Origin of the sequence: Aquabacter sp. L1I39 (assembly GCF_017742835.1) — a bacterium.
Taxonomy (GTDB): domain Bacteria; phylum Pseudomonadota; class Alphaproteobacteria; order Rhizobiales; family Xanthobacteraceae; genus L1I39.
Window position 1 is genome coordinate 1,410,385 of record NZ_CP072392.1, and the last position, 22,567, is coordinate 1,432,951.

General features: G+C 66.4%; 15 protein-coding genes. 3 read left to right on the forward strand and 12 right to left on the reverse strand.

Annotated features, from left to right (window positions below; all coding sequences use genetic code 11):
- From J5J86_RS06145 to J5J86_RS06190, 10 genes are all read right to left on the reverse strand, one after another.
- Nucleotides 1-799: succinate--CoA ligase subunit beta (locus tag J5J86_RS06145; RefSeq protein WP_209103986.1), on the reverse strand; the 799-nt coding region annotated here is incomplete at its 3' end.
- A gap of 411 nt (nt 800-1,210) precedes the next feature.
- Nucleotides 1,211-2,461, reverse strand: a complete 1,251-nt coding sequence (gene frc / locus J5J86_RS06150; protein WP_209103987.1) for a formyl-CoA transferase — start codon at nt 2,459-2,461, stop codon at nt 1,211-1,213.
- Nucleotides 2,462-2,597: 136 nt separating this feature from the next.
- Nucleotides 2,598-3,053, reverse strand: a complete 456-nt coding sequence (locus J5J86_RS06155; RefSeq protein ID WP_247658120.1) for a PAS domain-containing protein — start codon at nt 3,051-3,053, stop codon at nt 2,598-2,600.
- Between the two features lie 138 nt (nt 3,054-3,191).
- Nucleotides 3,192-4,469, reverse strand: a complete 1,278-nt coding sequence (gene frc, locus J5J86_RS06160) for a formyl-CoA transferase (protein ID WP_209103988.1) — start codon at nt 4,467-4,469, stop codon at nt 3,192-3,194.
- A 162-nt stretch (nt 4,470-4,631) separates the two neighbouring features.
- Nucleotides 4,632-6,365 (reverse strand): oxalyl-CoA decarboxylase, encoded by a 1,734-nt coding sequence (gene oxc, locus J5J86_RS06165; protein ID WP_209103989.1) that lies wholly within the window; start codon nt 6,363-6,365, stop codon nt 4,632-4,634.
- A 149-nt stretch (nt 6,366-6,514) separates the two neighbouring features.
- Nucleotides 6,515-7,150 (reverse strand): GntR family transcriptional regulator, encoded by a 636-nt coding sequence (locus tag J5J86_RS06170; protein ID WP_209105267.1) that lies wholly within the window; start codon nt 7,148-7,150, stop codon nt 6,515-6,517.
- Between the two features lie 378 nt (nt 7,151-7,528).
- A complete protein-coding gene (locus J5J86_RS06175) occupies nt 7,529-9,043 on the reverse strand; it encodes a tripartite tricarboxylate transporter permease (RefSeq protein WP_209103990.1) in 1,515 nt (504 codons plus the stop codon).
- Nucleotides 9,044-9,379: 336 nt separating this feature from the next.
- The gene (locus J5J86_RS06180) at nt 9,380-9,886 is read right to left on the reverse strand and encodes a tripartite tricarboxylate transporter TctB family protein (protein ID WP_209103991.1); all 507 of its coding nucleotides are present in this window, start codon (nt 9,884-9,886) and stop codon (nt 9,380-9,382) included.
- Nucleotides 9,887-9,958: 72 nt separating this feature from the next.
- Nucleotides 9,959-10,972, reverse strand: a complete 1,014-nt coding sequence (locus J5J86_RS06185) for a Bug family tripartite tricarboxylate transporter substrate binding protein (RefSeq protein ID WP_209103992.1) — start codon at nt 10,970-10,972, stop codon at nt 9,959-9,961.
- A gap of 480 nt (nt 10,973-11,452) precedes the next feature.
- Nucleotides 11,453-12,304, reverse strand: a complete 852-nt coding sequence (locus J5J86_RS06190) for an IclR family transcriptional regulator (RefSeq protein WP_247658121.1) — start codon at nt 12,302-12,304, stop codon at nt 11,453-11,455.
- Between the two features lie 220 nt (nt 12,305-12,524).
- Here J5J86_RS06190 and J5J86_RS06195 point away from each other — a divergent pair, with 220 nt between their 5' ends.
- Together J5J86_RS06195 and J5J86_RS06200 are read left to right on the forward strand one after the other, a co-directional pair.
- Entirely contained in the window at nt 12,525-13,559 is a 1,035-nt protein-coding gene (locus tag J5J86_RS06195; protein WP_209103993.1) for a 2-dehydropantoate 2-reductase, read from the forward strand.
- Between the two features lie 649 nt (nt 13,560-14,208).
- Nucleotides 14,209-14,790 (forward strand): YqaA family protein, encoded by a 582-nt coding sequence (locus tag J5J86_RS06200; RefSeq protein ID WP_209103994.1) that lies wholly within the window; start codon nt 14,209-14,211, stop codon nt 14,788-14,790.
- 82 nt (nt 14,791-14,872) lie between these two features.
- On the opposite strand, the gene J5J86_RS06205 is transcribed toward J5J86_RS06200, so the two are convergent.
- Both J5J86_RS06205 and gltB read right to left on the reverse strand, forming a co-directional pair.
- Nucleotides 14,873-16,297, reverse strand: a complete 1,425-nt coding sequence (locus tag J5J86_RS06205) for a glutamate synthase subunit beta (RefSeq protein WP_209103995.1) — start codon at nt 16,295-16,297, stop codon at nt 14,873-14,875.
- Between the two features lie 236 nt (nt 16,298-16,533).
- Nucleotides 16,534-21,234 (reverse strand): glutamate synthase large subunit, encoded by a 4,701-nt coding sequence (gltB, locus tag J5J86_RS06210; protein ID WP_209103996.1) that lies wholly within the window; start codon nt 21,232-21,234, stop codon nt 16,534-16,536.
- 421 nt (nt 21,235-21,655) lie between these two features.
- Here gltB and J5J86_RS06215 point away from each other — a divergent pair, with 421 nt between their 5' ends.
- Nucleotides 21,656-22,558: a hypothetical protein gene (locus tag J5J86_RS06215; protein ID WP_209103997.1), complete on the forward strand. Its 903-nt coding sequence runs from the start codon at nt 21,656-21,658 to the stop codon at nt 22,556-22,558.
- Nucleotides 22,559-22,567 lie beyond the last annotated feature (9 nt).

A 22,567-nucleotide genomic window follows, 5' to 3' on the forward strand; every position in this document is an offset into this window, starting at 1 on the left:
CGTCGAGGGCGATATAGGCGAGGTCATACTTCGACGCCTCGATCTCCTTGGCGTCCTCTTCGGTCTCGTCACGCAGCCGGGCGATCTCCGGATGGCGGAACAAGGCGTTGGAATCAAAGCCGATCTTGGCGTCGAGCACCTTCAGCTTACCGCCCTTGGTCACCACCAACGGGTTGATCTCCAGCAGCGCCATGTCGGTCTGGGTGAAGGCGGCATAAAGGCTCTGGGTCAGTTCGCCGGCCTGCTTGGCCAGATCCCCCGAAAGCCCCAGCGCGCGAGCCACTTTGCGGCCGTGCAGAGGCTGGATGCCGCTCGCCGGGTCCACGGAGAAGGTGACGATCTTCTCAGGGGTGTTGTGGGCGACCTCCTCGATGTCCATGCCGCCCTCGGTGGACACCACGAAGGCCACTCGCGACGTTTCCCGATCGACCAACAAAGAGAGATAGAATTCCGAGGCGATGGGCGCCCCCTCCTCCACATAGAGGCGGTTCACCTGCTTGCCATAGGGGCCGGTCTGCTGGGTGATGAGGGTGTTGCCGAGCATCTCGGCGGCGGCCTTGCGCACCTCCTCGGGCGTCGTCACCACCCGCACGCCGCCCTTGGCGCCCACGGGCAGTTCCTTGAAGCGGCCCTTGCCGCGCCCGCCCGCATGGATCTGGGCCTTCACCACGGTCACCGGCGCATTGATGGAGCGGGCGGCGGCTTCCGCCTCCTCCGCCGTGAAGGCCGGCAGGCCGCGCGACACGGGAACGCCATAGTCCCGCAGCAGGGCCTTGGCCTGATATTCGTGAATGTTCATGGGCGCTCTCCCGCAATCCGTTGGGGCATTGGAGCGCGTGGCCGGTTCTTCTGGTGCCGCGCGCTCGTGGGCCGGTGCCCGGACGCAAACGCGCGCCGGGCGTGACCGCTTCCGGCGTGACGCGGGAGCCGACAATTCGATCCGGGTTGAAAGGGGAGGTCCCGGAGCCTCCAAGCCGCAAGAGCGGCAAGACATCAAACCGAGGGGGCTTTGCCTCAGCCTCGGTGAACACAAAGTGGGGTGCCGCAAGAACGCGCCCGCCCATTTCGGGCGGTACGGCCAGGGACGCGCCGATGGGCCTCGCGGATACACCCGATATGCCGACAAGAGCGGCGGAAGGGATCATGCGGGGCGCGAACGCCCCGCATGCGGAACCGGGAGACCCCGGCGGAAACCTTCAGACCGCGTGGATCAGACCACGCGCTCGGAGTGCATTTCCTTGATCTGGTCGGCGGAATAGCCAAGCTCGGAGAGCACTTCGTCGGTGTGCTCGCCCAAGAGCGGAGAGCCAGTGATCTCCACCGACATGTCCGAGAACTTGATCGGGCTGCCGACGGTCAGATACTTGCCGCGCTGCTTGTGGTCCACTTCCACGATGGTGCCGGAGGCGCGCAGGGACGGATCCTCTGCGATCTCCTTCATGGTCAGCACCGGCGCGCAGGGGATGTCGAACTTGCGCAGGATGTCCACCGCCTCGAACTTGGTCTTGTCGGCCAGCCAGCCCTCGATGGTGGCGAAGATGTCGAAGATCTTGTCCTGGCGGGCGCGGGCGGTGGCGTAGGCCGGATCATTGATCCATTCCGGCTTGCCGATGGCTTCCGCCACCTTGCCCCAGGCCTGCTCCTGCACGGTGAAGTAGATATAGGCGTTGGGATCGGTCTCCCAGCCCTTGCACTTCAGCACCCAGCCGGGCTGGCCGCCGCCGCCGGCATTGCCGCCGCGCGGAACCACGTCCGAGAAGGTGCCGTGCGGGTACTGGGGATATTCCTCCAGGTAGCCCACGCGGTCGAGGCGCTGCTGGTCGCGCAGCTTGACGCGGCAGAGATTGATGACCGCGTCCTGCATGGACACCGCCACCTTCTGGCCCTTGCCGGTCTTGTTGCGCGAATGCAGCGCGGTGAGGATGCCGATGGCCAGGTGCATGCCGGTGTTGCTGTCACCGAGCGCAGCCGCCGATACGGTGGGGGGGCCATCCCAGAAGCCGGTGGTGGAGGCGGCGCCGCCCGCGCACTGGGCGACGTTCTCGTACACCTTCAGGTCTTCATAATGATGGCCGTCGGAGAAGCCCTTCACCGAGGCGACGATCATGCCGGGATTGAGCTCGTTGATGCGCTCCCAGGTAAATCCCATGCGGTCGAGCGCGCCGGGGGCGAAGTTCTCGACGAGGACGTCGCTCTCCTTGATGAGCTTCTCCAGCACTTCCTTGCCGGCCTTGGTCTTGGTGTCGAGCGTCAGCGAGCGCTTGTTGGAGTTGAGCATGGTGAAATAGAGCGCGTCCGCATTGGAGATGTCGCGGAGCTGGTTGCGCGTCACGTCGCCCGAGCCGGGGCGCTCCACCTTGATCACGTCCGCGCCGAACCAGGCGAGGAGCTGGGTGCAAGCGGGGCCGGCCTGCACGTGGGTGAAGTCGATGATCTTGATCCCTTCCAACGGCTTGGTCATGTTCCACTTCCCTTTTGAGCGTTAGACTTCCCCTGACGCTGGGCCTTTGCGCCCCGCATCAGAATTCCCGAGGCCCGGCGGCACGGAGCTGCCCGCCGCCGGTATCGCCAGTGCGCCTGGCTGTTCTTCTGCTGGCTCAGGTCACGGCCTGGGCCTCCAGTTCGGCCACCCGCTTGCGCAGGGCCTTCTCCTCCTTCCACCGGGCGGTTTCGTCCCGGATCACCGCCACGATGCCGGTGGGCGTCGACCCGCCGGACGAGAGCAGGGCCACGGTGAAGGAAATGGACAAAGCGTGACCGTCCTTGTGGAGCGCCGGCACGCGCAGAAGCTCGGTGCCGTAGCGCGTCACACCCGTGCGCATGGTCACGTGGTAGCCGTCCCAGTGCCGCTGGCGCTGGCGCTCGGGAATGATGATGTCGAGGGACTGGCCCAGCGCCTCCTGGGGGGTGAAGCCGAACATGCGCTCGGCCGCCCCGTTCCAGAAGGTGATGGCGCCGGTTCCATCGGAGACGACGATGGCGTCTCCGGCGCGGGCCGCCAGTTCCTCGAAGTCGATCGCCGGGGAAGGCGATGCGGACATTTCATCAGACATGGGCTCGCTCTAGCTTAGCAAGGTTAGCCACGGTGACGCGAAGACTTCACGCCGATGTCCGGACGTACCCGCGAAGCGCGGCACGGCCGGTGATCTTTGGTCACCCCCGGCAGATGATCCGCTGGGGGTGACGGACCCTCATTCCGCCGCGAGCGGCAGCGGAGCCCCCACCGCCCCGGCGCGCCGCACTTCCTCGATGCGGGCGGCGTCGAAGCCGAGCACGTCCGCGAGAATTTCCTCGGTGTGCTCGCCGAGCAGCGGCGAGCGCTCCACCGGAACGTCGTTGTCGGAAAGCTTGATGGGGTTGCCGACGGTCACGTAGGTGCCGCGCTCGGGATGCTCCACCTCCACCAGGGTGCCGGTGGCATAGAGCGAGCGGTCCTCGGCGATCTCCTTCATGGACAGGATCGGGCCGCAGGGAATGTCGTAGCGGTTGAGGATCTCCATGGCCTCATACTTGGTGTGGGCCATGGTCCACGCCTCGATGCGGGTGAAGATCTCATTCAGGTGCGGCAGCCGGGCGGGGGCGGTTGCGTAATCGGGATCGGTCTTCCAGGTGGGCTCGCCGATCACGTCGCAGATCTTCCCCCAGACCGGGGCCTGGGTGATGAAATAGATGTAGGCGTTGGGATCATTCTCCCAGCCCTTGCAGCGCAGGATGCGGCCCGGCTGGCCGCCGCCGGAATCGTTGCCGGCGCGCGGCACGGTGTCGCCGAAGGGCACGCCTTCGCCATACTGGCTGTATTCGGAGAGCGGCCCGCGCGCCAGGCGCTGCTGGTCGCGCATCTTCACCCGGCACAGGTTCAGGACGCTGTCCTGCATGGCGGCCAGCACCTTCTGGCCACGGCCCGTATGCTCGCGCTGGAACAGCGCGGTGACGATGCCCAGCGCCAAATGAAGCCCTGTGCCGCTGTCGCCGATCTGGGCGCCGGTGACGAGGGGCAGGCCATCGCGGAAGCCGGTGGTGGAGGCCGCGCCGCCCGCGCACTGGGCGACATTCTCATAGACCTTGCAATGCTCGAACGGACCCGCGCCGAAGCCCTTCACCGAGGCGAGGATGAGGCGCGGATTGAGCTCCTGCAGGCGCTCCCAGGTAAAGCCCATGCGGTCGAGGGCGCCGGGGGCGAAATTCTCCACCAGCACGTCGCACACCTTCACCAGGTCCTCCAGCACGGCCTTGCCGGCGGCGTTCTTGGTGTCCAGCGTGATGGAGCGCTTGTTGGAATTGAGCATGGTGAAATACAGGCTGTCCGCATTGGGGACATCCCGCAGCTGGGTGCGCGTCACGTCGCCTTCGCCGGGACGCTCCACCTTGATCACGTCCGCGCCGAACCAGGCCAGCAGCTGCGTGCAGGTGGGACCCGACTGGACGTGGGTGAAATCCAGGATGCGAACGCCGTCTAGAGCCTTGCCCATGAGAGCCTCGTTGTTCCTCTGGACGCGCGCTTGAAGCGACGCTTGTTCTTTTTGTCCGTTGCCCCCGCGGCTTGCGGCGGCGGGATCTCCCGCGCGCCGCGCCCGGCAACTGTCAGATGAGAGGCGGACGGGACCGCGCCCCGCCCGCAGGGCTTTGCGCCGTCACTTCTTTTTCTTCACCACGCTCTGCGGGTTCAGATTGCCGATGCGGCCGCTCTCGGTGCCCGCCTGCGGGTCGATGACTGCATTGATGAGGGTGGGCTTGCCGCTGTCCATGGCTTCGTCCACGGCGCGCTTCAGCTCGTCGGGGGTGGTCACGTTCACGCCGACGCCGCCGAAGGCTTCCATCATCTTGTCGTAGCGGCTGTCCTTCACGAACACCGTGGTGCCCGGGTCGCGGCCGGTGGGATCGGTGTCCGTGCCGCGATAGATGCCGTTATTGTTGAAGATGACGATGCAGACCGGCAGGTTGTAGCGGCAGATGGTCTCCACCTCCATGCCGGAGAAGCCGAAGGCGCTGTCGCCCTCCACCGCCAGGACGGGCTTGCCCGTCTCCACCGCCGCCGCGATGGCAAAGCCCATGCCGATGCCCATGACGCCCCAGGTGCCCACGTCCAGGCGCTTGCGCGGCTGGTACATGTCGATGATGCCGCGGGCGAGGTCGAGGGTGTTGGCGCCCTCGTTCACCAGGATGGCGTCGGGACGCTCCTTGATGACGGTGCGCAGGGCGCCGAGCGCGCCATGGAAGTCCATGGGCGCGGAATTCTTCATCAGGCGCGGCGCCATCTTGGCGATGTTCTCGTCGCGCTTGGTGACGATGGTCTTCACCCAGTCGGCGGGGGGCGCCGGCCAGTTCGTGCCCATGCCATCGAGGAGCGCGGACACCACGGAGCCGATGTCGCCCACCAGCGGGGCGGCGATCTCCACGTTGGAGTCCATTTCCTTGGGCTCGATGTCCACCTGGATGAACTTCTTGGGCGCATCGCCCCAGGTTTTGCCCTTGCCGTGGGACAGCAGCCAGTTGAGGCGGGCGCCGATGAGCAGCACCACGTCGCTGTCCTTCAGCGCGGTGGAACGGGCGGCGCCGGCGGACTGGGGATGGGTGTCCGGCAGCAGGCCCTTGGCCATGCTCATGGGCAGGAAGGGAATGCCGGAGGTTTCGACCAGCGCCTTGATCTCCTCGTCCGCCTGGGCATAGGCCGCGCCCTTGCCGAGGATGATGAGGGGCCGCTTGGCGCCCTTCAAAACCTCAAGCGCGCGGGCCACCGCGTCGGGACCGGGGATCTGGGCCGGAGCCGGGTCGATGACCTTCACCAGCGACTTGGCGCCGGCCTCGGCGTCCATCACCTGGGAGAAGAGCTTGGCGGGCAAGTCGAGATAGACGCCGCCGGGACGGCCCGAGCAGGCCGCGCGGATGGCGCGGGCGACGCCGATGCCGATGTCGGCCGCGTGCAGCACGCGGAAGGCGGCCTTGCAGAGCGGCTTGGCGATGGCGAGCTGGTCCATCTCCTCATAGTCGCCCTGCTGGAGGTCGACGATCTCGCGCTCGGACGAGCCCGAAATGAGGATCATGGGGAAGCAATTGGTGGTGGCGTTGGCGAGCGCGGTCAGGCCATTGAGGAAGCCCGGTGCCGACACGGTCAGGCAGATGCCCGGCTTCTTGGTGAGGAAGCCGGCGATGGCGGCGGCATTGCCCGCATTCTGCTCGTGGCGGAAGGAGACCACGCGAATGCCCTCGGCCTGCGCCATGCGGCCGAGATCCGTGATCGGAATGCCCGGCACGTTGTAAATGGTCTCGATGCCGTTGAGCTTCAGCGCATCGATGACGAGGTGGAACCCGTCGGTGAGCTCCTGCTCGGGAACGTTGGCTTCGATGATCTGTGCGACTGCGGACATCCCGCTTCCTCCCGGAAAACTTTTGACTTTAAGCCTTTGACTTGCCTTGCACCCCGGCGCGGAGAGCCGGAGCGTTGACCTTGTCGCCGGACCCCCACCGCCCGCGAGGGACGGACGAAAGGGCTCCCGCAATTCCGTTGCTGCGCCCGCTATTCGGGAAACACGCCGTGCCGTTCCACATGGTCGGCCAGGCCCAGCGTGTGTTCCCGCACCAGGCGCTCGGCCAGGTCGGGATCATGGGCCTCCAGCGCGTCGATGATGGCCATGTGCTCGCGCATGGAGGTCTGCGACCGATTCTCCTGCCGGATGGACACCGCGCGGATGGCGCGCATGTGCAGGAACAGGTTCTCGGTCATGTCGGCGATCAGGTTGCACCCGCCCATGCGGATGATGGCCTGATGGAAGGCGATGTTCGCCTGTGAATAGTCATGCATGTGGGCGCTGACCGGCTCGCGCTCGAACGCGTTGAACAGCTCCCGCAGCCCCTTCAGCTCGGCGGCGCTGGCGCGGTCGGCGGCGAGGCGCGCCGCCATGCCCTCCAGCGCCGCCCACACGGTGATCATCTCGATGATCTCCCGCTTGGTCTTGCGCACCACGAAGATGCCGCGCCGGGGAACGGAGCGCACGAAGCCCTCCTGCTCCAGCACCGTCATGGCCTCGCGGATCGGCGTGCGGCTCACCCCCAGATCCTCCGAGAGCTGGCGCTCATCAAGGCGGAACTCGGCGGTCGAGCCATAGATGTCCATCTCCGTGATGGCGCGCTTCAGGGCGTCATAAGCCAGCATGCGCAAGCTCGAACTGGCCCCGAGCGGTTCCACATTCAGCTTCGGTGTGTCGGCGACCTGATGCACGGCCGGTGTTCCCTTCCCTGTGGCGGACGCCTTCTTCTGGGCGAATGCCGTCGGTGAAATACTGTGTACGGTATTTTTTAGAGGGATACAATCCCCTCGGAAACCGCAAGAATGGTGCAATGCAGCGGATTTGCGGGCCATTTCGCGCGCTCAGCCGGGCCGGACCGGGCGCGGCTGGAGGCGGCCATCCCCGGGATGACCGGGGGTGCCGGGCGCCGACGCAGCGACGCCCGCCCTTTCTGGCGCCAGACCCTGGCGCTGGAGGAAGGCGGGAGGGCGCTACCGCAATGCGGCAAGCCCTCCCGTGAGGGGTCACTCCGCGGCGGCGGGCTTGGGGCCGCTGCCGAGGCGCTCGCGCACCTTGGAGATGAGCGGCCAGAACAGCATCACCAGCGCCAGAGTGACGATGGAGCCCACCAGCGGGTTGGACCAGAAGATGCCGAGATTGCCCTGCGAGACCAGCATGGCCTGGCGGAAGGAGCTTTCCGCCATGTCGCCCAGCACCAGGGCAAGGACCAGCGGCGCCAGCGGATAGTTCAGCTTCTTGAAGACATAGCCGATGACGCCGAAGACCAGCATGACGGCGATGTCGAGCCCGGCATTGTGGACCGTGTAGGCCCCCACCGCGCAGATGACGAGGATGATGGGTGCGATCACCGAGAAGGGGATGCGCAGGATCGCGGCAAACAGCGGCACCGTGGTGAGCACCACAATGAGGCCGGCAATGTTGCCGAGATAGATGGAGGCGATGAGGCCCCACACGAAGTCCTTCTGCTCCACGAACAGAAGCGGCCCAGGCTGGAGGCCCCAGATGAGCAGGCCGCCCAGCAGCACCGCCGCCGTGGGCGATCCGGGGATGCCCAGGGTGAGCATGGGCAGGAGGGCCGAGGTGCCGGCCGCATGGGCCGCCACTTCCGGCATCACCACGCCCTCCAGCTCGCCCTTGCCGAAATTCTTGCCGTTCTTGGAGAATTTCTTGGCAAGGCCATAGCTCATGAAGGAGGCCGGGGTGGCGCCGCCGGGGGTGATGCCCATCCAGCAGCCCACAATGGCCGAGCGCAGCGCGCCCACCCACATGGCCGGCAGCTTGGCCCAGGTCTGGAACACCACCTTGGCGTTGATCTTGGCGCTCTTGCCCTTGAAGGCGAGGCCCTCTTCCATGGTCAAAAGGATTTCGCCCACGCCAAACAGGCCGATGACCGCCACCAGGAAGTCGAAGCCCCGCAGCAGCTCCACCGAGCCGAAGGTCATGCGCAACTGGCCGGTCACGGTGTCGATGCCCACGGCCGCCAGAGCGAAGCCCAGCGTCATGGCCGCCAGCACCTTGAAGGGCGATTCGCGCCCCATGCCCACGAAGGAGCAGAAGGTGAGCAGATAGACCGCGAAGAATTCCGCCGGCCCGAACTGCAGCGCGAACTTGGCGATGACCGGCGCCAGGAAGGTGATGAGCAGCACCGCGAAGAAGGCGCCGATGAAGGAGCCCGTGAAGGCGCCGGTGAGCGCCTCGCCCGCCTTGCCCCTCTGCGCCATGGGATGGCCGTCAAATGTTGTGGCCACCGACCAGGGCTCGCCTGGAATGTTGAACAGCACCGAGGTGATGGCGCCGCCGAACAGCGCTCCCCAATAGATGGAGGAGAGCATGATGATCGCCGAGACCGGCGACATGGAGAAGGTGAGCGGCAGCAGGATGGCCACGCCATTGGCGCCGCCAAGGCCCGGCAGCACGCCGATGAGCACGCCGAGCGCGATGCCCACGAACATGTAGACGATGTTCATGGGGTCGGCGAGAACGGAGAAACCTCCGATGAGGGATGAGAGCGCTTCCACGTATGTCCTCCCCAGCTCCCCGGCGCACGCAGCGCGGGGTGAACGGGTGATGATGAGAGGGATCTCGCCTGCGGCGGTCCGCGGCTGAGCCGGCGGGGCGCGCATGCGTCATCCCATGTTGGAGAAGTGAGCGGCCGTGGACCGGCCCTTCGGCCGGAGGCTCGGAGCGCGGGGTCCTCGCGAACCCTGGACGGCGAGCGCATCAATCAGGGCCGGCGGCACGCGGCCGGCGGCCAGGAGGGTCGTGAGGCCCCGGACCGGAGCGGGTCGGGAAACGTCAACCCGGCCCCAATGCGGGTCCTGGACGGCGCCCGCGAAACGCGGGCGGAGGCGCGCTCAGTAGCCGAGCGCGGTCTCGATCGGGCCCTTGGGCAGCGGCACCAGGAACCAGATTTCGAACATGACGAACAGGACGAGCGGAACGCCCACGGCGACGGGCGCGATCACCTGCCACTTATACTTGCCCAGCCACGCCATGAAGAAGGCGATGAAGATCATCGACGCCACATAGATGCCGATGACTTCGATCAGCACCACATAGACGATGGTGGGGACGAGAACCTTCAGTACCGAGCCCAATTGTTCGCGGTCGACGAAGTTGGTCAGGTTCGGGGTCTTGGTGACGAGGTTCTGGACGAGCGTACCGAGGCTCGCCACGAACATGATCAGCCCCACATAGAAGGGGAAGTAGCCGGCCTGCGGACCGTCCGACGCCCAACGCGCACCCACGCGCCAGCTGTCGGCCATCACCAGGGCCGCAACGCCCATGAACAGAAGGGCGACCACCACATCCATGGTGCGGGTGGTGACGGTGTGCTCGCTTTTTTCAGTTTCGGAACTCATGCCTCAATCCTCCGAACGGGAGATCGGCGCGTGGCGGAGAGGCGGAGGGCGAGGCGCCCTCCGCACCACCCGTCACTTCGCGACGAAACCTGCCTTTTCCATCAGCGAGAGGTGGGTCTGGGCGGCCTTGCCGAGCCAGGCCTTATATTCCTCACCCGTCAGCATGGTGGTGTTGAAGGCCCCCTTCTGCATGAAGTCCTTCCATTCGGGCGTCTCGCGCACCTTCTTGAACAGGTCCACATAATAGTCGACCTGGTCCTTGGTGACCCGCGGGGGCATGAAGATGCCGCGCAGCATCAAGTATTCGATGTCGAGGCCGGCTTCCTTGCAGGTGGGGATGTCGCCCCACGACTTTCCGTCGGCAACCGGCTCCTTGTAGGCGAGGCGCTGATAGTCGAACACACAGAGCGGCTTGACTTCGCCGGCCCGCCACTGGGACACGGCCTCGATGGGATTGTTGACCGAAGACGTGATGTGCCCGCCCACAAGCTGCGCCGCCACGTCGCCGCCGCCCTTGTAGGGAACATAGATGAACTTGGCGCCGGTCTTCTGCTCGATGGCGGCGGTGATGATCTGGTCTTCCTGCTTGGAGCCGGTGCCACCCATCTTGAATTCGGAGCCGCCGGAGGCCGCCTTGAGGGCCGCAAGATAGCCGGCCACGTCGTTATAGGGCGCCTTGGCATTCACCCACAGGACGAACTCGTCCAGGGCCAGCATGGCCACGGGGGTGAGGTCATCCCACTTGAACGGAACGCCGGTGGCGAGCGGCGTGGTGAAGATGTTCGATAGGGAAATGATGATCTTGTTGGCGTTGCCCGCAGAGGACTTCACATCAAGGAAGCCTTCGGCGCCGGCACCACCGGACTTGTTGATGACCACCAGGGACTGCTTCATCAGATTGTTCTTCTGAATGATGCCCTGAATCATGCGCGCCATCTGGTCGGCGCCACCACCCGTGCCTGCGGGGACAATGAACTCCACCGTTTTGGTGGGCTCCCAGGCGAAGGCTGACAAAGGCGTGAGCGCAGCCAGAGCCGTACAGGCCACAGCGAGACGCTTCACGGTTTTTGCAAGAGCCAAACGCATTCGTCTTTCCTCCCGGATCGTCCGCCGTTTTTTCGCGCGGATCGCTTTGACGTAACGTCTTGACGTAACTGCGATTTATCCGCCCCTGGCTGAGGGCGACGGAGAAAGAGTATTCTGTATGTCAGCTTCCCGCAATCGAAATTGTCTATGCATAATTCGAAATTACGAATACTCGCATCTATAATCTGAAATACATTATTTCAGATAGAGCATTGAGCACCTGCACACACAGTATTCGCGCGCGCGAAAGCACGCCTCGGCACCTTCAAGCAAGCCGCATTCTATCGCTGCGGCATCCCTTCAGGCAGCTGGCCCCTATCCCAATAGCCTCACGTTTTCCGATACATGCCGCAGATCCAGCGGCACCCGCCGCCCGGCGAGCGCACCGGCGGCAGATTCATGCGGGGCTGCGTTTGCCACCTCGCCCCGGCCATGCCCGATTGCAGTGCAACGCAGCCGACCGAAGACGCGAGGGTTGCATCAATCCCGAAGATCGAGGCCGGAAAGCCGCGTCTCGCTACCGCCGGAATAAAGCCGGGTCATCTCCTCGGCCGCTGCGATCACCCGCCGGCCGAGGCGCTGCACCCGGTCGTCGCTCATGCGCACCGCCGGTGCGGAAATGGAAACCGCGCCGATGGGCTCGCCCCATTCGTTGAAGATGGGGGCCGCCACCGCGCGCATGCCGAGCGTATGCTCCTCGTCATCGAGGGCGAATCCGCGCCCGACCACCTGTTCCACATCGTCCATCAGCTCCCGCTCGGAGCGATGCGTGCGCACGGTAAAGGCCTCGTAGCGGATCGAAGCGAGGCAGGCGCCGCGAAAGGCGGGGCTCGCCACCGCCAGGATGCACTTGCCCGCAGCAGAGGCATGGAGCGGCAGGCGCGCCCCCAGCCGAAAAAAGGCCCGCACCGGTGCATGGCCTTCCGCCTGCGCCACCACCACCAGTTCGCTGCCGTCAAACATGGAGAGGTTCACCGTCTCCTCGGTCTCGTGCAGCAGGCGCCGCACCACCGGCCGGCCGATCTCCGGCAGCTTGCGGATGCGCAGATAAGCGGCGCCGATCCGGAACAGGCCGAGCCCGACCGTCCACAGGCCATTCTCCTGGTCGTGGCTCACCAATTGGCGCTTCTGGAGCGTGGCGAGGAGGCGATGAACGGTGGAGGCCGGAAGGTCCGCCCGCCGCGCCACGTCGGACAAGCTCATGCCATCCGCCTCCGAGAGCACGCGCAGGAGAACAATGGCGCGATCCAGCGACTGCACCTCGCCGCCTTCGGCCGCAGGCGATGCCGGGCGCCCGCGGCGCCGGGGCAAGAGGACCTGGTCTTCCATCATCACCCGCCTCCCTCGCGCCCCACTTCAAGTGCGACGCGCGGGCCTAGCATAGGCCAAAGGCGGCCCGCTGCCAGCGTGGCCGAGGCGACGCTGCGTCAATTTTCCGTATTTTGGAAATTTTTCTCAAAATGCAGATTTTATCCTTGAGCGGAGGGGAGAGCTTCGCTAAAACTCGTGGCATACAAAATACTCCATCATCGATACGGGGAGGGTGCGCCAAATGAAGGTCTGCATCTATGGGGCGGGCGCCATCGGTGGATATATGGGCGTGCAGTTGGCCCTGGCGGGGGCCGAGGTCAGTCTCGTCGCGCGCGGCGCCCATTTGGACGCCATGCGTCAGAATGGCGTGAAGCTGCTCATCGGGGGCGAGGAGCGGGTGGCGCAGGTGAACGCCACGGACGATCCCGCGACGCTCGGGCCGCAGGATTATGTGATCATCGCCCTCAAGGCCCATTCGGTGCCGGGCGTGGTCGAGCGCATGCGCCCTCTGCTGGGCAACGACACCTCGGTGGTGACGGCCGTGAACGGCGTGCCCTACTGGTACTTCTACAAGCATGGCGGCGCGCTTGAAGGCCGCACGCTGGAAAGCATCGATCCCGGCGGACGCCAGTGGGACGTGCTGAAGCCCGAACGCGCCATCGGCTGCATCGTCTATCCCGCCACCGAAGTTGTGGCCCCCGGCGTGATCCAGCACGTCTACGGTGACAAGTTCCCCCTGGGTGAGCCCTCCGGGGACCGCTCCGAGCGGGTGGAACGGCTTGCCGCCATGATGAACAAGTCGGGCCTGCGGGCACCCGTGATGGACAATATCCGCGACGAGCTATGGCTGAAGCTGTGGGGCAATCTGTGCTTCAACCCCATCAGCGCGCTCACCCACGCCACCCTGGATGTCATCGCCGCCGACCCGGACACCCGCGCCGTCGCCCGTTCCATGATGCTGGAGGCGCAGGCCATCGCCAGCCGGCTCGGGGTCAATTTCCGCGTGGATGTGGAACGGCGCATCAATGGCGCGGGCGCGGTGGGGGCCCACAAGACCTCCATGCTCCAGGACCTGGAACGCAGCCGACCCATGGAGATCGATCCGCTGGTGACGGTAGTGCAGGAAATGGGGCGGCTGCTGGAGATGCCCACCCCCACCCTCGACGTGGTGCTGGCCCTGGTGCGCCAGAGGGCGGCCATGGCGGGCCTCGGCGACCACCTGTCGTCGCCGCCGCTCACCGCCGCCCGCCTGCCGGCGGTGGCCACCAAGCACTGAGGGTTCCGGCAACAAAAAAGGGACCCGCGCCAGACGGCGCGGGTCCCTTTTTTTGTTCAGCCGACGCCCACAGCCCCGGGCGGCAGGCCGCAGGACTCACTCGTCCGCGACGGCCACGTTCGGACCGGCAGCGGTGGTCGCGCCGGTGCTGAGAGCAACGCCCGTAATGGCGTAGCCGAGAACCAGGACAGCGAAGACGGCAATGCGCTTCAACATGGAAAATCTCATGTCATCTGGACGAGGGACGGTCTCGCACGGGCCACGTGCGCACCGCCACGGTGTCGCCTAAAGGGTTCTCAAGACGTTAAGATCGGACCGCACCGGCCGCACACCGGCACCGTCTTCTCCCGACACAGTTAATGCGCCGCGCCGCTTCCGGTTCCCCAAATCGCAGCGCAGCAATTGCGGCGCACGGGATAGCGCAGCCGTTTGGCTCCGTCGAGCCATACGATGGAGGGGAGACACCATCCCTTCGCATTATTTTACCTCTCCGCGACCCCCGAAAGCCGATGGTTCAAGACCGGTTGCAAATATGTCTCGCCGGCTGGAATAAGAAGCGCCCCGAGCCGGGCCTGCGCGCCCCGGCTTTTCCCCAGAGGCGCGAGACTCTAGAGGAGGGGCGACTTCGCTTCCCACACGAGACCCCCGCATGCTGCGCAAGCTCTACGACTGGGTGATTGCCTATTCTTCTCGCCCGTCGGCCCCCTGGGCGCTCGGCATCGTATCTTTCGCGGAAAGCTCGGTCTTCCCCATCCCCCCCGACGTGCTCCAGGTGCCCATGACCCTGGCGCGACCGGAAAAGGCCTGGACCTACGCGTTGATCGCCACGCTCTCCTCGGTGGCAGGCGGCCTCGTGGGCTATGCCATCGGCGCCCTGCTCTATGACAGCGTCGGCCTCTTCCTGATCAATCTTTACGGCTATGGCAGCAAGGTGGAGACCTTCCGCCACGCTTATGCCCAATATGGCCATTGGGTGATCCTGCTGAAGGGCCTCACCCCCATCCCCTACAAGCTGGTGACCATCACGTCCGGTTTCGCGGACTACAGCCTGTTCTGGTTCGTGGTGCTCTCGCTCATCACCCGCGGTGCGCGCTTCTTCCTGCTGGCGGCCCTGCTGCGCTATTTCGGCCCGGCGGCGCGCAATTTCATCGAGAAGCGGCTGGGGCTGGTCACGCTCGGCCTGTTCGCGGTGGTGGTGATCGGGCTGGTGGCGGCGGTCTATCTGTTCTGACCTTTGCCTCCCTGACATGAAAAAACGCCCGGCCTGCGTGCGCAGGCCGGGCGTTTTTCGTTTCGCAGACGGGATCGGCGGCTCAGCGCGGCAAAGTGGTCGCGCCCATCAGATCCTTGTCGATGGCATGCGCCGCCTGCCGCCCCTCGCGGATGGCCCAGACCACCAGCGACTGGCCGCGCCGCATGTCGCCCGCCGCATAAAGCTTCGGCACCGAGGTCAGATAGGCGGTCTCGTCGGCCTTCAGGTTGCCGCGCTTGTCGAGATCGGCGCCGGACTGCTCCAGCAGGCCCGCCCGCAGCGGGCCGGCAAAGCCGATGGCCAGGAAGACGAGGTCGGCGCGCAGCACGAACTCGGTGCCGGCGATGGGCTGGCGCTTCTGGTCTACGCGGGCGCACTTCACGCCGGTGACGCGGCCGTTGCGGCCCTCAATGCCGAGCGTCGCGCAGGCGAATTCACGCTCTGCGCCCTCGGCCTGGGAGGAAGAGGTGCGGAACTTGGTGGGCCAGAAGGGCCACACCGCCAGCTTGTCCTCCTTCACCGGCGGCACCGGGCGGATGTCCAGCTGGGTGACCGAGAGGGCACCCTGGCGGAAGGCGGTGCCCACGCAGTCGGAGGCGGTGTCGCCGCCGCCCACCACCACCACATGCTTGCCGGCAGCCAGAAGGGGCAGCTCGCGGCTCACATCCTCGCCGCCGCCCCGACGGTTCTGCTGCACCAGATAGGGCATGGCGAAGTGCACGCCCTCGAACTCCTGGCCGGGCAGCACCGGATCGCGCGGGTTCTCGGCCCCGCCCGCCAGCAGCACGGCGTCATAGGTGTCGAGCAATTCCTGCACCGGCTTGGTCACGCCCACATTCACGCCATAGTGGAAGGTGACGCCCTCGCCTTCCATCTGCGCCACGCGGCGATCAATGTGCTTCTTCTCCATCTTGAAGTCCGGGATGCCGTAGCGCAGCAGGCCGCCGGCCTTGGGCTCGCGCTCGAACACATGGACGTCATGGCCCGCGCGGGCGAGCTGCTGGGCGGCCGCAAGGCCCGCCGGCCCGGACCCCACCACGGCCACCGAACGCCCGGTGCGCTGGGCCGCCGGCTCGGGCTTGATCCAGCCGGACTTCCACGCCTTGTCGGCGATGGCCTGCTCCACCGTCTTGATGGTGACGGGCATGTCCTCGAGATTCAGCGTGCAGGCCTCCTCGCAGGGGGCGGGGCAGACGCGGCCGGTGAATTCGGGGAAATTGTTGGTGGAGTGCAGGTTGCGCGCCGCCTCCTCCCAGTCCCCCTGATAGACGAGGTCGTTCCAGTCGGGGATCTGGTTATGGACCGGGCAGCCGGTCGGCCCATGGCAGAAGGGGATGCCGCAATCCATGCAGCGGGCGGCCTGGTTGGCCACCTCGGAATCCGGCAAGGGCAAGGTGAATTCGCGGAAATGGCGGATGCGGTCGGAGGCGGGCTGGTACTTCTGCTCGCGCCGATCGATCTCAAGAAAACCCGTGACCTTACCCATGCCTACCCCTCCGGGAGCCGCGTCGCACGCCAAGCGCCGTCTGCTCCATTACAAGAATTGTTCCAGCTTGAGGACTCGTCGTTCGCCATGTCGGGCGGCGCAGACACCGCCCTGGCGGGTCGCAGGCGACCCGCCGTCCTCTCGGCCTCCCGCCCCTGAGGCGCGCGGCCCGGAAGCCGCGATCAGGAAGACGGGGGAAGCAGGCCGGGACAGGCCCGGCCTGAAGGGCTCCGGCCTTATTCGGCCGCCTGAAGGCCGCGCAGTTTCTCCATTTCGCGCAGGGCCCGCCGGTATTCCACCGGCATCACCTTCACGAACTTGCTCCGATAGTCCGCCCAATTGTCCAGGATGGCCTGGGCGCGGGCGGAGCCGGTGTGGTGGAGATGCTTGACGATGAGCTGGTGGAGACGCTCCTCGTCGTGGCGGGACATGTCGCCCTGCACGTCGATGCGGCCCTTGAACTCAAGGTCGCCGCCATGGTGGTGCAGGCGTTCCAGGAGGTCTTCCTCCTCTTCCACCGGCTCGATATCCACCATGGACAGGTTGCAGCGCTTGGCGAAGGTCTTGTCCTCGTCCAGCACATAGGCGACGCCGCCGGACATGCCGGCCGCGAAATTGCGGCCGGTGGGGCCGAGCACCACCACGATGCCGCCGGTCATATATTCGCAGCCATGGTCGCCGGTGCCTTCAACGACGGCGATTGCCCCCGAATTGCGCACCGCGAAGCGCTCGCCCGCCACGCCCCGGAAGTAGCACTCGCCCGAGATGGCGCCATACATCACCGTGTTACCGACGATGATGGAGTTCTCAGGGACGATGGCGCTGTGGGCCGGGGGACGCACGATGATGCGGCCGCCGGACAGGCCCTTGCCCACATAGTCGTTGGCCTCGCCCACCAGGTTCAGCGTCACGCCCGCCGCCAGGAAGGCACCGAAGGCCTGGCCGGCCGTGCCGGTGAGGTTGACGGTGATGGTGTCGTCGGGCAGGCCGGCGCCGCCATAGCGCTTGGCCACCGCACCCGAGAGCATGGCGCCCGCGGAGCGGTCCACCGAGCGGATCGGGCTGTCGATGACCACCGCCTCGCCATGCTCCAGAGCGGGCTTGGCCTTCTCGATGAGGGTGCGATCGAGCACCTTCTCGATGGGGTGATGCTGGCGCTCGGTGTGGCGCACGCCCACATTGGCGGGCACGTCAGGCTTGGCGAACAGGCGCGAGAAATCGAGCCCCTTGGCCTTCCAGTGGTCGATGGCCGCCTGCTGGTCGAGGATGTCGGAGCGGCCGACCATGTCCTCGAACTTGCGGAAGCCCAGCTGGGCCATCAGCTCGCGCACTTCCTCGGCGACGAAGAAGAAGTAGTTGATGACGTGCTCGGGCGTGCCCTTGAAGCGCTTGCGCAGCACCGGGTCCTGCGTCGCCACGCCGACGGGGCAGGTGTTCAGGTGGCACTTGCGCATCATGATGCAGCCGGCCGCGATGAGCGGCGCTGTGGAGAAGCCGAACTCGTCGGCGCCGAGCAGCGCGCCGATGATGACGTCGCGCCCGGTGCGCAGGCCGCCATCCACCTGGAGGGCGACGCGGGAGCGCAGGCGGTTGGCCACCAGGGTCTGCTGGGTCTCGGCGAGGCCCATCTCCCAGGGCGAGCCCGCATGCTTGATGGAGGTGAGCGGGGATGCGCCCGTGCCGCCTTCGAAGCCGGAGATGGTGATGTGGTCCGCGCGCGCCTTGGCAACGCCGGCCGCCACCGTGCCCACGCCCACCTCGGAGACGAGCTTCACCGAGACATCCGCCTCGGGATTCACGTTCTTGAGGTCGTAGATGAGCTGCGCCAGGTCCTCGATGGAATAGATGTCATGGTGCGGCGGCGGGGAGATGAGGCCGACGCCCGGGGTGGAGTGGCGCACCTTGGCGATAACCGCATCCACCTTGTGGCCGGGCAATTGGCCACCCTCGCCGGGCTTGGCGCCCTGCGCGACCTTGATCTGCATCACGTCGGAATTGACCAGATATTCCGCCGTCACGCCGAACCGCCCCGAAGCCACCTGCTTGATGGCCGAGCGCATGGAATCGCCGTTCGGCAGCGGCTTGAAGCGTTCGGGCTCCTCGCCGCCCTCGCCGGTGTTCGACTTGCCGCCGATCCGGTTCATGGCAATGGCGAGCGTGGTGTGCGCCTCGCGGGAAATGGAGCCGAACGACATGGCGCCGGTGGCGAAGCGCTTCACGATGTCGGCGGCGCTCTCCACCTCGTCCAGCGGGACGGGAGCATGACCGAACTCGTGGGCATCGCGGATGCGGAACAAGGCGCGGACGGTCAGGAGCTTCTTGTCCTGGTCGTCCATCATGGCCGCGAATTCGCGATACCGGTCGCGCGCATTGCCGCGCACCGCATGCTGGAGCGTGGCGACGCTGTCCGGGGACCAGGCATGGTCCTCGCCGCGCATGCGATAGGCATATTCGCCGCCCACATCCAGCGCCAGGCGATAGACCGGCGCGTCCGAGAAAGCGAGGCGGTGACGGCGCACCGTCTCCTCGGCGATCTCGGCAAGGCCGACGCCCTCGATGGTGGAGGCGGTGCCGAAGAAATACTTGGACACCAGCTCGGAGGACAGGCCCACCGCGTCGAAGATCTGGGCGCCGCAATAGGACTGATAGGTGGAGATGCCCATCTTGGACATCACCTTCAGCAGCCCCTTGTCGATGGACTTGATGTAGCGCTTGACGATCTCGTAGTCCTCGACCTCCTCGGGGAACTCGCCGCGCATGGCGACCAGCGTCTCGAAGGCGAGATAGGGGTTGATGGCCTCCGCGCCATAGCCGGCGAGGCAGGCGAAGTGATGGATCTCGCGCGCTTCGCCCGTCTCCACCACCAGGCCCACAGAGGTGCGCAGGCCCTTGCGGATCAGGTGGTGATGCACGGCGGCGGTGGCCAGCAGCGCGGGAATCGGGATCCGGTCCGGCCCGGTCATGCGGTCGGACAGGATGATGATGTTGTAGCCGCCATGGACGGCCGCCTCGGCCCGCTCGCACAGGCGCTCGAGGGCGCCTTCAAGGCCGGCCGCGCCCTTGTCGGAATCATAGGTGATGTCGAGGGTGCGGGTGTCGAACCGCTCTTCCATGAAGCCGATGGAGCGGATCTTCTCCAGGTCCTCATTGGTGAGGATGGGCTGGCGCACCTCAAGCCGCTTGCGGCGGGCATTGCCTTCCAGGTCGAAGATGTTCGGCCGCGGCCCGATGAAGGAGACGAGGCTCATGACCAGTTCCTCGCGGATCGGGTCGATGGGCGGGTTCGTCACCTGGGCGAAGTTCTGCTTGAAATAGGTGTAGAGCAGCTTCGACTTGTCGGACAGGACGGACACCGGCGTATCCGTGCCCATGGAGCCCACCGCCTCCTGGCCGGTGACGGCCATGGGGGGCAGGAGGAGCTTGAGGTCTTCCTGGGTGTAGCCGAAGGCCTGCTGGCGATCGAGCAGCGACACGTCGGTGCGCACCTCGCGCGCCTCCACGGGACGCAGGTCCTCCAGCACCAGCTGGGTGTGCTTCAGCCACTCCTTGTAGGGGTGCGCCTGGGCAAGCGAGGTCTTCACCTCCTCGTCGGGGACGAGGCGGCCTTCCTCCAGGTCCACCAGCAGCATCTTGCCGGGCTGGAGGCGCCACTTGGTGACGATCTTCTCCTCCGGCAGGGTCAGCACGCCCATTTCGGAGGCGAGCACGATGGTGTCGTCGCTCGTCACCATGTAGCGGGCGGGACGCAGGCCGTTGCGGTCGAGGGTGGCCACGATCTGCCGGCCGTCGGTGGCGACGATGGCCGCCGGGCCGTCCCACGGCTCCATGAGGGAGGCGTGATACTCGTAGAAGGCGCGCCGCTCCTCATCCATGAGCGGATTGCCAGCCCAGGCCTCGGGCACCAGCATCATGGCCGCGTGCGGCAGCGAATAGCCGCCCTGGACCAGGAATTCGAGCGCGTTGTCGAAGCAGGCGGTGTCCGACTGGCCCTCATAGGAGATGGGCCAGAGCTTGGAGATATCAGCGCCGAACAGGTCGCTGTCCACCGAGGCCTGCCGGGCCGCCATCCAGTTCACGTTGCCGCGCAGCGTGTTGATCTCGCCGTTATGGGCCACCATGCGATAGGGGTGGGCCAGCGGCCAGGCGGGGAAGGTGTTGGTGGAGAAGCGCTGGTGCACCAAAGCGAGCGCGCTCTCGAAATCCGGATCGTGCAGGTCCGGATAATAGGCGCCCAGCTGGTCGGCCAGGAACATGCCCTTATAGACCAGCGTCCGGCACGACAGAGACACCGGATAGTAGCCGGCGGTGCGCGGGTCGTTGGCGTTGTAGACGCAGTTGGAGATCACCTTGCGCAGCACGAACAGGCGCCGCTCGAAGGTGTCCTCGTCGGTGATGCTCTCCGGCCGGCCGATGAAGATCTGCGCATGGTTCGGCTCGGTGGGCAGAACGCTCTCGCCCAGCGAGGAATTGTCGGTGGGCACGTCGCGCCAGCCGATGAGGGTCAGCCCCTCTTCCGCCACCACGCGCTCAAAGGCCGCGCGCACGATCTCGGCGCCCTCCCTGTCGCGGGGCAGGAAGATATGGCCGACCGCATACTGGCCGGGCTCCGGCAAGGTAAAGCCCAGGCGCGCCGCTTCCTTGGCGAAGAACCGATGGGGAATCTGCACCAGCATGCCCGCCCCGTCGCCCGCGCGCGGATCCGCGCCCACGGCGCCGCGATGCTCCAGGTTGAGCAGGATGGAGATGCCATCCTCGATGATCTTGTGGGACTTGCGGCCCTTGATGTCGGCAATGAAGCCGACGCCGCACGCGTCGCGCTCATGGGCCGGGTCGAACAGGCCGGATGCCGGGGGGCGCCCGACAATCGCATTGGTTTTGACGGCAGCGGCACCCACAGCCACGCTTCCGCTCAATCCCTGTTCGCGATCCGTCGACATCTCTCCGCCCTCTCCTTTGCCCGGATGTGGATCCGGCACCATGCAACTCTCGCACCAGCGGTGGCGCACCGCGCAAAAAAGCGCACGTCCAAACGAAGACGTACGCCACAGGTCAGTGCAAAGCGCGATTGATAGGGCAGCAGGACTGCCCTATCTCCCGGACCATGACAGAAAAGCGGCGGCGCCACAAGGTCTGATATGGTTCCAAGGAGGCCCCAAGGCTGGGCTTATTGCGCACAACAGGCGCTCTGCGCAAGAACGCTACGGCGCGCATGCGTTTCGCGCAACGGTGTTGCGACAGGAGGTGGGGACACCCATCCCACCGACGCCGCTTCCCGGTCCCACACCCGCCGCAAAGTCAGGGATTATTAACCGTCACGATTCCGGTGCCAGATCCGTGCCGACCACAGCCAGGTGCTCCATGACGCTCCCTCTTCGCCGCCTTTCGCTTTCAAGCGCCCTGGCGGGCGCTGCCCTGTGCGGCCTGACGGCGACCGGCGCCGACGCGCAATATTATTATCCCTACCCGGCGCCCCCGCCGCCCGGTCCTGTCTATGTGCCGGCGCCTGCCTATGGGGCACCGGTCTACGGCATGCTGCCCCCTGGTGAAATTCGCGCCATCGTGCGTAACCTTGGCTATTGGCAGGTCAGCCGCCCCTCGCTCCAGGGCCGCGCCTATGTGGTCAGCGCGGTGGGAGACGGCGGCCCGGTGACGCTGGCGGTGGATGCCTTTACCGGCCGGGTCAGCCCGCTGACCACCATTTCGGGGCCCACTTATGGCCCGCCTCCGGCCACCTACGCGCCGCCGCCGCCAAACCTGTCCGCCCGCACGCCTCCGGCCACACCGCCTGCTCCACCCGCGCCAAAGCGCCGGCCGGCGGATGTGCAGACCGTGAAGCCCGACACCACCAAGCCGAACGCGGCCAATCCCGATGTGGGCGTGGCCATTCCGCCGGCGCCAGGGGCGCCGGGGGCCGCGGCACCGTCTGCGGCATCGGGGGCGACACCCCAATCCGGTTCGCCAGAGGCCGGAAGCTCGCAAGCCGCGACGTCCTCCGCGTCCGGCGGCCAGCCCGTTCCGCCGACGCAGCCCGCACAGGCCAACCCCGCACCAGCCGCGAGCAGGCCCTCCCAAAACGCACCTGCTGCCGGGCAGGCCATTCCGCCGGCCGGCACGCCCTCTCCTGCCGCCAGCCAGTCCACCCCCTCCAGGCCCGCTCCGGCCGCTCAGGCACCCGCGACCCGGACCCCCTCAGCGGGAACGGCGACGCCGGGGGATGTCCCCGCCGGCAGCGCCTCCGTGCTCTCGCGCGGCACCAATTGAGGCAGAGGG

What these genes read in the sequence shown, in the direction of transcription:
- frc (WP_209103987.1), bottom strand. Translation starts at nt 2,461, where the DNA reads ATGACCAAGCCGTTGGAAGGGATCAAGATCATCGACTTCACCCACGTG.
- J5J86_RS06155 (WP_247658120.1), bottom strand. Translation starts at nt 3,053, where the DNA reads ATGTCTGATGAAATGTCCGCATCGCCTTCCCCGGCGATCGACTTCGAG.
- frc (WP_209103988.1), bottom strand. Translation starts at nt 4,469, where the DNA reads ATGGGCAAGGCTCTAGACGGCGTTCGCATCCTGGATTTCACCCACGTC.
- oxc (WP_209103989.1), bottom strand. Translation starts at nt 6,365, where the DNA reads ATGTCCGCAGTCGCACAGATCATCGAAGCCAACGTTCCCGAGCAGGAG.
- J5J86_RS06170 (WP_209105267.1), bottom strand. Translation starts at nt 7,150, where the DNA reads ATGCTGGCTTATGACGCCCTGAAGCGCGCCATCACGGAGATGGACATC.
- J5J86_RS06180 (WP_209103991.1), bottom strand. Translation starts at nt 9,886, where the DNA reads ATGAGTTCCGAAACTGAAAAAAGCGAGCACACCGTCACCACCCGCACC.
- J5J86_RS06185 (WP_209103992.1), bottom strand. Translation starts at nt 10,972, where the DNA reads ATGCGTTTGGCTCTTGCAAAAACCGTGAAGCGTCTCGCTGTGGCCTGT.
- J5J86_RS06190 (WP_247658121.1), bottom strand. Translation starts at nt 12,304, where the DNA reads ATGATGGAAGACCAGGTCCTCTTGCCCCGGCGCCGCGGGCGCCCGGCA.
- J5J86_RS06195 (WP_209103993.1), top strand. Translation starts at nt 12,525, where the DNA reads ATGAAGGTCTGCATCTATGGGGCGGGCGCCATCGGTGGATATATGGGC.
- J5J86_RS06200 (WP_209103994.1), top strand. Translation starts at nt 14,209, where the DNA reads ATGCTGCGCAAGCTCTACGACTGGGTGATTGCCTATTCTTCTCGCCCG.
- J5J86_RS06205 (WP_209103995.1), bottom strand. Translation starts at nt 16,297, where the DNA reads ATGGGTAAGGTCACGGGTTTTCTTGAGATCGATCGGCGCGAGCAGAAG.
- gltB (WP_209103996.1), bottom strand. Translation starts at nt 21,234, where the DNA reads ATGTCGACGGATCGCGAACAGGGATTGAGCGGAAGCGTGGCTGTGGGT.
- J5J86_RS06215 (WP_209103997.1), top strand. Translation starts at nt 21,656, where the DNA reads ATGACGCTCCCTCTTCGCCGCCTTTCGCTTTCAAGCGCCCTGGCGGGC.